At 48.4% G+C, this 11308-nt stretch carries 9 protein-coding genes; all 9 read right to left on the bottom strand.

Going from position 1 to position 11308, the window contains the following annotated elements; all coding sequences use genetic code 11:
- Positions 1-8: 8 nt before the first annotated feature.
- Positions 9-953: a methionyl-tRNA formyltransferase gene (gene fmt / locus QZV31_RS09660; RefSeq protein WP_295359966.1), complete on the bottom strand. Its 945-nt coding sequence runs from the start codon at positions 951-953 to the stop codon at positions 9-11.
- 3 nt (positions 954-956) lie between these two features.
- Complete coding sequence (gene def / locus QZV31_RS09665) at positions 957-1430, bottom strand: peptide deformylase (protein ID WP_093729519.1); 474 nt, start codon at positions 1428-1430, stop codon at positions 957-959.
- A gap of 83 nt (positions 1431-1513) precedes the next feature.
- The gene (gene priA, locus QZV31_RS09670; protein ID WP_295359969.1) at positions 1514-3901 is read right to left on the bottom strand and encodes a primosomal protein N'; all 2388 of its coding nucleotides are present in this window, start codon (positions 3899-3901) and stop codon (positions 1514-1516) included.
- An 8-nt stretch (positions 3902-3909) separates the two neighbouring features.
- Entirely contained in the window at positions 3910-4686 is a 777-nt protein-coding gene (locus QZV31_RS09675) for a DNA/RNA non-specific endonuclease (RefSeq protein WP_295359971.1), read from the bottom strand.
- A 99-nt stretch (positions 4687-4785) separates the two neighbouring features.
- Positions 4786-5367: a DUF937 domain-containing protein gene (locus QZV31_RS09680; protein ID WP_093729517.1), complete on the bottom strand. Its 582-nt coding sequence runs from the start codon at positions 5365-5367 to the stop codon at positions 4786-4788.
- Positions 5368-5448: 81 nt separating this feature from the next.
- On the bottom strand, positions 5449-6795 hold the full coding sequence (locus QZV31_RS09685; protein WP_295359975.1) for a GGDEF domain-containing protein: 1347 nt from the start codon (positions 6793-6795) through the stop codon (positions 5449-5451).
- A gap of 248 nt (positions 6796-7043) precedes the next feature.
- Complete coding sequence (locus QZV31_RS09690; protein ID WP_295359977.1) at positions 7044-7247, bottom strand: hypothetical protein; 204 nt, start codon at positions 7245-7247, stop codon at positions 7044-7046.
- A gap of 299 nt (positions 7248-7546) precedes the next feature.
- Positions 7547-10681 (bottom strand): DEAD/DEAH box helicase family protein, encoded by a 3135-nt coding sequence (locus QZV31_RS09695; RefSeq protein WP_295359979.1) that lies wholly within the window; start codon positions 10679-10681, stop codon positions 7547-7549.
- Between the two features lie 53 nt (positions 10682-10734).
- Positions 10735-11308: restriction endonuclease subunit S (locus tag QZV31_RS09700; RefSeq protein ID WP_295359981.1), on the bottom strand; the 574-nt coding region annotated here is incomplete at its 5' end.

The raw sequence follows: 11308 nt of genomic DNA on the forward strand, positions 1-11308 counted from the left end.
AAAACATCTTACTCCTTACTGTCAAACCGATCGCCGGCCGTCACGCCGCGGCCGTTCAGAAATACGGCTGCAGGCATGCGTTTTTTTGATTCCGGCTGTACGGTCAGTATCCGCAGCTCCCCATCCCGGCAAGCCACGGAAAAATCTTTTTTCGTCACGGAAACCACAGTCCCCGGAAGCGCTTCCGTCCTGTTTCCGGTCACACGGGTCTCCCATATCTTCAACAGTTTCCCATCAGGCAAATACGTAAATGCGCCCGGCACCGGGTCAAAGCCCCGTACTCGGTCATGCACTTCCTGCGCCGGACGGTTCCAGTCAATTTTCGCCATTTCTTTCGTAAGCAGCGTCGCAAAGGTTGCTTCGCTTTCCTTCTGTATTTCAGGCTGCAGCCCTTCCGCAATCCGGGGAAGCGTATCCGTCAAAAGTGCCGCGCCTTTTTCCATCAGCTCGTCATGGAGCCGGGCAAAATTCATTTCCGCGTCAATGGGCACAACCACCCGGCTGTACATAGCTCCTGTGTCCATACCCTTTTCCATCCGCATGATCGTCACGCCGGATTCTTTTTCCCCTTTGATAATCGCGTACTGGATCGGCGCGGCGCCGCGGTATTTAGGCAGCAAAGACGCATGCACGTTGATACAGCCATAGGTGGGAATATCCAAAATTTCCTGTGTCAGGAACTGGCCGAAAGCGGCCACCACAATAAAATCAGGCTGCCAGGCTTTTAACTGCTGCACAAATTCCGCTTCTTTTACCTTCAGCGGCTGGAATACCGGCAGGCCGTGCTGCAGCGCAAAGGTCTTCACCGGTGTTTCCACCATCTTCTGTCCCCTGCCTTTCGGACGGTCCGGCTGGGTCACCACAGCCTGTATATGATATTGTCCCGCTTCCAACAATGCTTTCAGGGACCCCACCGCAAAATCCGGCGTGCCCATGAACACCACATTCCACATCGTTCAATCCTCCGGCGCTTTCAGGGTAATGGTCACGGCCTTGTCCGTAAACAGAATGCCATCCAGATGGTCCGTCTCATGCTGCAGACAGATTGCCAGCAGCCCGTCGGTGGCAAGGAACTGCTTCTTGCCGTGGGGATCGGTATATTCACATTCCACATATTCCGCCCGTTCCACTTCGCCTTCAAAATTGGGGACCGAAAGACAGCCTTCCCCAGCGATCCGGGAACCCTCTTTTTTCGTAATGACCGGATTGATCAGCTCCAGCAGCCCGTTTCCGTCCTGCAGGTCAATGACCACAATGCGCTGCAGAATACCCACCTGGGGCGCCGCCAGCCCGATTCCGTTACCGGATTTGTACAGCGTATCCGCCATATCTTTCAAAATACGTTTCACTTTTTTATCTATGCGCTTCACCGGTTCGCTGACTTTTTTGAGAACCGGGTCTCCCGCCCTTCTGATTTCCAGGACCGCCATGTTGCCTCCAAATTAAATCTGAATTCAATAAAAAATAAAATTACATTATATTATAACACATAACTCCGTATTTTTAAAGTTACCTATATTGCCATAATCGGATCCACATCGAAAAACACATTTTTTACCGTCCTGTATCTGCTGGCAAGCAGACACGCTTTCACCTGTTCCATCGCCTGGGACTTCACCACGATATTGATCCGGTACAAGTCCCTGACCTTTGCCACGCCGGAGGGAAAGGGGCCCATGATCTCCGTACGTTCCCAGTGCTCCGCCGCATACCGGCCCCGCAAAAACTGCGCCATTTCATCGGCCAGTTCCCAGGCTTTCTTCTCTTCTTTATCCACTACCGTTACTTTTAAAATCTCACCGTACGGAGGATAGAGCAATTCCTTTCTCATAGCCAGCTCGTGTCCGGCAAAGGTTTCGTAATCCTGTTTGGCCGCCAGGGTAATGATCTCATTTTCCGGATCATAGGTCTGCAGCACCACGCGGCCCGGTTTATCGCCCCGCCCGGCCCGGCCGGCCGCCTGGGTCAGCAGGGAGAAGCCCCGTTCGGACGCGCGGAAATCCGGCATGTTCAACGTACTGTCCGCTGCCAGTATGCCAACCAGGGTCACGTCCGGAATATCATGACCCTTGGCCACCATCTGGGTGCCCAGCAGCACATTGGCTTCCTTTCGGGAAAAACGCCGGATGATCTCCTCATGGGCCATTTTAGTGGCCGTGCTGTCCTGATCCATACGCAATACCTGAATGCCGGGCATCTGGCCGATCTCCTGTTCCGCTTTCTGGGTACCGCTGCCGAAGAATTTGATCCGCCGGCTGCCACAATGGGGGCAGGTTTCCGGAATCGGATACGTATTCCCGCAATAATGACACCGCATAGCCTGTTCATCCGCATGAAACACCAGACTGACCGCACAGTGCGGACAGGTCAGCGTTTCCCCGCAGTCCCTGCACATGACAAAGGTGGAATAGCCCCGACGGTTCAGCAGCACAATAGCCTGCTGGTCTGCGTGTACCGTCGCAATGAGCTCCCGGCGCAGCTTCCGGGAAATGACGGAATAATTTTTCTGCGCCAGCTCTTCCCGCATATCTACCACGTCCACAGCAGGCAAAAAGGAACTGCCCGGACGGCGTTTCAGTTGCAAATGACCGATCCTTCCCGAAACCGCGCGGAAATAGGATTCCAGGGAAGGCGTGGCGCTGCCCAGGACCAACACCGCCCCGCTGTTCTTACACCGGTAACGCGCCACTTCCCTGGCGTGGTACGCAGGACGTTCCTCCTGTTTATAACTGGTCTCCTGTTCTTCGTCTACCATTACGAGACCCAGATTCTTAAACGGAGCGAAGACCGCGCTGCGCACCCCGATCAACACATTGGCTTCCCCGGTGCGCATCTTGTACCAGACGTCGCCCCGTTCATTTTGCGACAACTTGCTGTGGGCCACGGCCACTTCCTGACCGAACCAGGCCTGAAACCGCTGCACGATCTGCGCCGTCAGCGCAATTTCCGGTACCAGCACCAGCACCTGCTTTCCCTGCCGCAAAGCATGGTCGGCAGCCCGCAGATACACCTCGGTCTTACCGCTGCCGGTAATCCCCTGTAACAAAAATTCCTGGGGTCTTGTTTTTTCGCAATTCGTCTCTGTCTTCTGTTTACCGGCATCTCCACTAAACGCAGCCGCGCCGGGTTCATCCTTTTCCGCCGGCTTCCCCGTCGGAAAATAATCCAGCGACGCCTTAATCGCCGCCACCGCCTGGGCCTGTTCCTCCGTCAGCTGCAACGTTTCCTTACGCTCTGCCTGACGGTCATAACTGTTACGCAGCAACCGCTTTTCCGTCCGCAGCGCCCAGCCCTTTTCGGCCAGCGTCTGTAACACAGCCCCGCTGATGTGCTGCGCCTCCGCCTCTTTCCGGTCCAGCGGCTCCGTTGCATGAAGCAGAACTTCCAGCGCCTGCATCTGCGCTTTCGCCCGGCGGCTTCCTTCCGCCAGCGCCGCCTTTCCCATTTCTGTAATGGTATAGGCCACCACCGTCCGGGCCTTCAGCCGCTCTTCTATCTCATAGGCGATCAGCCTGCCCTCCTGATAGACAGGCTTACGCCGGATGCTCGTCTTCCCGGGGATAAACAGCCGCATAGCTTCCGCCAAGGAACACATATAATATCCGGCCAGCCACTTTGCCGTCCCCATCATCTCTTCCGAAAACCAGGGACGGGTTCCCAGCACCGCCGTAACCTCTTTCATCTTATCAATGGAAAAACCGGGATTCTCCTTCTGCAATAACGCCAGGGCTTCTTCCCGGTCAAAATCCCGCACGATAAAACCTTCCACCTTCTGGGGGCCGAAGGGAACGACTACGCGCCATCCTTCCCCGGCCTGCCCCATACTGTCCGGAAGGCCATATATAAACTGCCTGAACAGATTTTTAACAGGCAGATTGATCGCTACCAGTACATATTTCATAGAAAACCTCATTGCCGGTGATTGGCGCCATCGGCATAATTGATCGCGATGCCCGGCTGCACATTATACACAAACACATGGAAATGGAGCGCCCTGCCCCCGTCATCGGCAGACAGCGCTTCCATCGTCACGCCCCGGGCCACCAGTTCGCGCCCGTAAAACACAGGCGTCACCCGGTAAAACACATGCTTACGGGTCTGCCGGATATAATTGGCCACGCGGTTTTCAAAGGGAAGCATCCCCACCACGTTAAAATGCCGCGTCCCCGTAATCAGATTCCGTTTATTGGCATTCTCTCCCGTCAGCTGGAATGCCAGCAGATGACAACGATTGTATAAATACTTTTTATCAATCTCATTGTACTTGCTGAACTGCCAGCCCGTAGGCTTTACCATCCCGATGGGCCCCCTGGGCTTCGTGGGAAGGAACTCCGGCCCCAGTTTTCCGTACGCCGGCCCGCAGCGCCCCAGTGCATCCAGGGGCGTAAACGAATAATACGGATTTTCCTTTGCCTTGAATTCTTCGGAAAACTGCGGCTTGTTCCCATACAGGACCACAAAGGAACGGCCCGAATACTCCGGCAGGTTATCCAGCGTAACAAAGGGCGCCCCCTGGGCCGCACGTCCCCCGCCCTCAACCGGCTTCGCCTCCCGTTGCTGCAGATTGACAAACTCCAGCCCGAAAAGCACCAGGACAACCACCAACACCGCCCGAAGAAAAAACCATTTTACTTTTTTCCAAAACCCTGACCTGTTGCGCGCCGCCATCCCGACTCCTGTTTCCACAACTTACAGTCCATCATACTTCCGCACCATTTCAACATGAAAAAAGAGGGCGGCTACAGGATAGAAATCACGCTGTAGCCACCGACAGATCCGTTCCGGTTATTTCAACATAGACAGAAGCCCCAGCAAATCGCTTCCGTCAAAAGACGCCTGGTTTTGCGGACGACGCTGCGCTCCCCCCTGGGCGGAAGACATCATCTGCATAAAGCCCATGATATCCGAAGCGTCAATGCCGTCGCTCAGGTCAATGGCCGGTCTCTGCCGCTGCACCGGCGCCTGATTGGACGCAGCAGACAAACTGCTGAGCAATACGGGAGCCAGGGCGCTCAGCGCCGAGCCCACCTGATCGTTGCTCAGGCCGCTCTGGCTGGACAGCCCGTTCATCACCGAAGAAGAATTTCTTCCCAGAATATGCTGTAAAATCTTGGCGCCGTCGTCCATATCCGCCGTGGCAAACTGTTCAGCCACCGAACCCGTCCCGGTATGCTGTCCCAAAGCTTCATTCAGGGACGCCGCGCCGGACTGGGTGGAAGCATTGGCAGTCATGGCCCGCAGCAAGATGGGCAGCGCCGCCGTAATGAGGGCCGCCATCTGATCATTGCTGCCGCCGGTCCTCCGGGACATGGAATCCAGGGAAGAGGAAGAAGTCATTGATGTTAATAAGGTTTCCAACAAGCTCATGATTACATCTCCTTTTCTTAAAAACTCATAAAACCCTGCAAGCTACTTTGCCTGCTTTTGTAAAACCGTACCCCGACGGGATCATTCCGAATAAAACGTATAGGTATGCCGGCCGCGGTTTTTGGACTCATACAGGGCCAAATCACATTTTTCAAACAGCCCGGCTTCGTCCTTTACCTGCAAACCGTGGGCAATGCCGACGCTGACCGAAAAGGGCGGCAGCCCGTCCTCCGGATTCCCCAGCTCCTCGTTGATATTTTCAATCTTCGCCTTAATCAGGTGCTGCTGCATTTCGCTGGCATGCCCCATAAACACCACGAACTCATCCCCGCCGATCCGGCAGACATAGTCGTCGGAACGGAAATTCCGTTTCAGCACGCTGACCAGTTTCCGCAGCACCTTGTCCCCGGTCTCGTGTCCGCAGGTATCGTTGACCGATTTGAAATGATCCACGTCAAACAGAATCATGTAGGTGGATTTCAAATCCACACCGGAAAGAAGGAGTTCATACCCGGCCCGGTTATACGCGCCGGTCAGTTCATCGTGGGACGCCTTGAAATTCAAATGCTCGATGCTGCTCTTATACACCGAATACATCTTGTTATAGGCCTGGGCCAGATACCGGAACTCATTGGCGCCCACTTCCGGGATCGGACAGTCCTCCTTGATCCGGTCCACAGCCCGCAGAATCGGATTGATGCCAAGATGCGACGTAAGCCAGACCACAAAAAAGATGACCAGAATCTGAAGCAGGATGACCCCCCGCCCAAAATTCATATCCAGCTGAAAGGTATCCATCGCGTTGGTTTCCGTGTTGTGGGTCAGCTTTTCCACCGCGTCGATACTCTTCTGGATCCCTGCGCGAATCTTGTTTTTCTGTTCATAATATTCCGCATCCAGCACCATCTCCGTAGCGAGCCGCATTTTATCCTGGGGCGAAAGGGCCGCATCCCCGGTGCGCAGCGTAACCTTTTTCAGCACGTCCGGATACTCTTTGATCCCCTGGGCCTCAATCACCAGGCGCATGGCATAATACTCCCGGTCCATCAGCTTCACCGAATAGTGCATTGCCTCCCGCAAATGCTCCAGGGCCGCCGTGGCATTGGCATCCAGCTCCAGTTTGGCAATGGCTTCCTCCCGCCGCTTGGAGGCAAAAGCCTCAATAAAATAATGCTCCATGAAGATGCGGTCCCCGGTTACCGTAAAGCGCTGCACCTTCTCCGTAAGGTAATCCGAAGCGTCCATGAGACGGTGAACCGCAGTTTCCAACTCAATATTTTTTTCCGACGCCTGCTTCACATGCATAAAACTGCCGGCGAGCCGGTACGTGGAATAAATCATAAAACAGGTCAGAATGACAGCCGACACGATCAGCCATTTATGGATCGTGCGCAGGGAAACCCCATCTCTTTTCCAGTTATCGAGCATTCTTTTTCTCTCCGTAAGGGTACTTGAACTAACGCAAACCAAAACAAACCAACCCCGGCCCGGGACCCTAACCCCGGTCCCCAGACCAGACCACTACATACCTAATTATTATACCACAATATGGGATAGTTAGCTACCTGAAAAGGGAAAGGTAAAAACCGCGGCCTGCCATTTCAGACAGACCGCAGTGGAAACAATGCCCAGTCTTTTATTATTATTTGAAACTAACCATTAATCTTTTCAACAAGTCACAGCGCTGCAACTTCACGCAAAGGAAGAGCCGTCACCTCGGCAATTTCGGAGTCAGACAATTTACCCTTTTCTTTCAGGGATTTGGCAATTTCAATCGCTTTTTCCTTTTTTCCGGCTAAACGGCCTTTCTTTTCTCCACGCTTTTCGCCCTTCTTTTCCGCATCTTCCTGTATAATCTTCAAATCCATTTCCCAAGTCACGTATCTCTCCCTCCAATCTTACAACACTGCCACACCGATGGACTTGACAAGTTTGCGTATATAATCTTCGTATAAACTGCTGATATTCTTATAGTTTAGAACCTTGTGACGAAATACTTACTTGAAGCGTACGATTCTACACTGATTGTAAAAAGCCATTGTTATTTTTATGAATATTTTTTGAATAACAACACTTGAACTCTAATAGTAAAACGACATTAGAGTTTATCTTTTTTAACCTTCACAAAAAAATGAAAAAGCCTCATGGTTTCAATCATATAAATAACTTTGCTAACATTCTAGACTTGTGCAGTAACTGCGTCATGAAGCAGACTCACGATAGATACTACTTTGGGTAAATTGGTACCAAACAAACCATGCAAGTCATAATTTCTAAACGGTTCGTTATTCACAAGGTCTGACAGCTCCACATCACCATTCACACGCACATAATTGATGATGGTTTTAACAAATTCCTGTTGCTTGGAATTGAGCATATTACCTGCCAAATACTGACCAAACTTCTCATTGACAGCTTCTTGGCTTAATCCAATTAAGCTTCTGACAAACACAGCCAAATTACCTATCTGTGTTGTATTATCGTAATCCACCTTTGTTCCAAGTTCATGCCACAGTATTCTTTCCAACTCCTGAAAATCATCGTCGTTTATTGGTTCAAGATTATGGATTTTACGTATCACTTCACTGTCACTGTTTTCCATCAGATAGTCAATGACTTTTTCCTTATAGGTTCTGATATCAAAAACAGTGCCTTCCGGCTGATCCGGCGATAATGTTATTTCATCTGTTATATCTATATCAAACCTTCCAATGCCTTCGCCTTTTAAGAACTGCATCAGATCCCTTAACGAGGCTCTTAACCTTTCCAGTTCAGGTATTGTCACAACCTTCCAGAATTCTTTATCAATAATTCTCTTTAAATCTTCTGTTTTGGCCAGCACTTGCGGAATAGACGCCTTTTCATTCAGCAGATACTGTGCTACAAGCCTGATATTCTTTACATGGTCGCCCACAGCAGCTACGGAGTTTGTCGACAGTAATGCATGCTCAATATAATACACACGTACATCAAACGATACTGCTGAATAATCTCCATTCACACCACTGTCAAGCAACGGTGACAGATGCAGCTTTGCCTCCTGAACCATAACCGGAGAAAGAGACTGCCATGTATCCAAATTATAATACTTATCAACATACTGCATCGCCATGCGTACCTGGATACGGTTAGAATGGGATTTTATTACCACTACAGCATTATGCAACTCAGTCTTAATCTGATTGTAGTAGGCGTTAAACCAAGTATCTTCCTGATATTCTGCTCTTTGTAGTTCATACAGCATATCCAAACGGATTTGGAACAGTCTCTGTGAAAGGGTCAGTATCTCCCTTCCCTCTTTACCATTCGGATGATATTTGAAATACTCAAAGTTCCCACAATAATCAAATATCATGAACTCTTTTTTATTTTTCCCCGGGCCGAATACATTCTCACAAAGCCTTGTTCCTCTGCCTATCATCTGCATAAACTTGATCTTGGAACGAACCTTTTTAAAGAATACCAGATTCAGAACTTCCGGCACATCAATACCCGTATCTAACATATCAACCGATATTGCAATACGGAACGTAGGGTCTTCTTTGAATTTGAGGACAAGGTCGTCCGCATATGTTACCGAATAGTCAACCAACTGACAAGTATTTGCAGGATAATCCGGATATAATTCATGGAAGCAATCCACCAGCATCTGAGCATGTTTATGATTATACGCGAAGATAATGGTTTTTCCCATTGTCTCACCACCATCTACACGCAGGCCATTTTGCATCAACTCTTCAAGCACCATATTACAGGTCTTTTTGTTGTAAAGGATGGTGAACAACTGATTCCCGGGGATTTTAAAGTCAGGTGTTGGAGCAACACCCTTCAAATACTCTTCTAACTGTTTCTTTTCATCTTCTGTCAAAGTTTTATAGTCAATGCCTTCGTTAATCAGTTTTGAAGTTCTACTGATAGCCTGATATCCTACTAGATATTTTTCTTTGATAGCTTCCTTTAACGGGTAATCAAAATTCGGAATTCCGGCTTCACAGCCAAAAATTCGGTACGTGTTGGCATCTACTTCATTCTTAGGTGTTGCTGTTAATCCAACGAGATAGCTGTCAAAGTAATTAAATATGGTACCGTATTTATTAAAAATACTTCTGTGGGCTTCATCTGTGATAATTAAATCAAAGCGACCTGTAGTAAAGACCTTATCTTCTGCATCAATATAATTAATCATAGATTGATATGTACAGAACATCAGCCTTGCGTTATAATCCTTTTCTCCACCGGCAGACAGTTCACATACGCTCATATTGGGCAGCAGTTCGGCAAAGCTTCGTTTGGCCTGATTCACCAATGAGGTTCTGTCAGCCAGGAACAATACTGTTTTTATCCAGTTATTTCTGGTTAAAACATCAACCAAGGATACTGCAACCCTTGTTTTTCCTGTTCCCGTAGCCATAACCAATAATCCTCTGCGATGCTTTGCGTTTAACCATTCGCAGATACTGGCAATAGCAGTTCTCTGATATGGGCGTCCCGTAATTTCCTCGTTTACCGTCACATCGACAATGTGGTCCAGCTGCCTTCGTTGAATCATCAACTCCAATTCTTCAAGGGAATGGAAAGCATACACGTCACGGTCAGGATATCTTCCGTCAATAATGCGGGTTGTATAGCCGTTTGTGTAATACATTACGGGTTTATATCCATAAACCTTTTCCATGCACTCAGCATATAGATCCACCTGATGCCGTCCTTTTTCCGGAGCAACAGAGGTTTTCTTTACTTCTACAATTGCTAAAGGTTTCGCATCTTTCCCATACAAAACATAGTCGCAGTAACCTATCCCATTAGAATTTGGCATCCCCTGGACTTCTATTTCGATTCCTGCCATCCCGGGCATTGCCAGATTTTCGGTTTCCAGTACATCCCATCCTGCTTCACCAAGATACAAATCAACATACAACTTTCTTGTTGCAGCTTCACTCATATATGGTGGTTTCTGGTAGCTTGAATCGGTTCCGTTTGCTTTTGCATTAATCAAACCAATTAAATACGTAATATTGTCCAGCGCGAGTTTTGCTTCCCTTTTTTTGATATTCTTTCCATGTTTGGCGTTCATGCCCAGTATGCGGACATAATGCATGGAATTAATAATGTCAGTATCATTGATGTAAGCAATAACTACCGGACTGTCTAACAGTTCCAACAAAGAAGCATGTTCAGGCTTTTCGGCTTCACTTTTAGCATAAATATATTCAATGGCATCAATTAACAAACTGCGGCATAACACAGCGCAGTTTGTTAAAGACTTTTCATTCGCAGCTTCGTTCAGTTTATAGTTTAATTGGTCGGTCGTCATTACGAATACCTCCACTGTTATAAATATTGCTAACCGTAATTTATGCTATTTTACTAAATTTTGATTTGTCGAATAAACTCTTTTTCTTCCAGTTTTGATTTGGACAAAATGCCCTTCAAAGCCATGTTAATTTCCTCGGTAAGATAATCTTTTGACATTTGGAGCATCACATATAAGAAGAGAACGTCATATTCTTTAGGAATCACAGCATTAATTTGTTGATTAAATGCTACTTTTCTATCTGTAATGCAAACCCTTCCAATACTTGTAACACTGCCAGCGATACAAGCCATTAATATGGAATCTTTTTCTACCGTCCTACCAACATTTACTCCTGCTTCAGATAAGTACTCAACTGATTTTGTAGGATTTAGAAAGCCCGTTACAATGTTATCGGTTTTAATCCATTCCATATAATCTCCATAATATTCCGGGACAGATCTAGATGGTGTGTTTCCAGTTATTACAATACAGGTATCCTTGAGCTTCTTCTTTTTAAATCCAAATGGATTGACTCTCAAATCCCCAAACATCTCGACAAATCGGGCTTTGATAAGGTCATCTGATTTAACAAGCTCTTTCTTTTTATAAGCTATTATTCTGCTAATTTTATCTAAAACATCCGCA

It is taken from the genome of uncultured Succiniclasticum sp., assembly GCF_902793885.1.
In the GTDB taxonomy this organism is placed as follows: domain Bacteria; phylum Bacillota; class Negativicutes; order Acidaminococcales; family Acidaminococcaceae; genus Succiniclasticum.

Coding starts and splice junctions, on each gene's coding strand:
- QZV31_RS09680 (WP_093729517.1), bottom strand. CDS start 5,367: ATGAGCTTGTTGGAAACCTTATTAACATCAATGACTTCTTCCTCTTCC.
- QZV31_RS09685 (WP_295359975.1), bottom strand. CDS start 6,795: ATGCTCGATAACTGGAAAAGAGATGGGGTTTCCCTGCGCACGATCCAT.
- QZV31_RS09695 (WP_295359979.1), bottom strand. CDS start 10,681: ATGACGACCGACCAATTAAACTATAAACTGAACGAAGCTGCGAATGAA.
- def (WP_093729519.1), bottom strand. CDS start 1,430: ATGGCGGTCCTGGAAATCAGAAGGGCGGGAGACCCGGTTCTCAAAAAA.
- fmt (WP_295359966.1), bottom strand. CDS start 953: ATGTGGAATGTGGTGTTCATGGGCACGCCGGATTTTGCGGTGGGGTCC.
- priA (WP_295359969.1), bottom strand. CDS start 3,901: ATGAAATATGTACTGGTAGCGATCAATCTGCCTGTTAAAAATCTGTTC.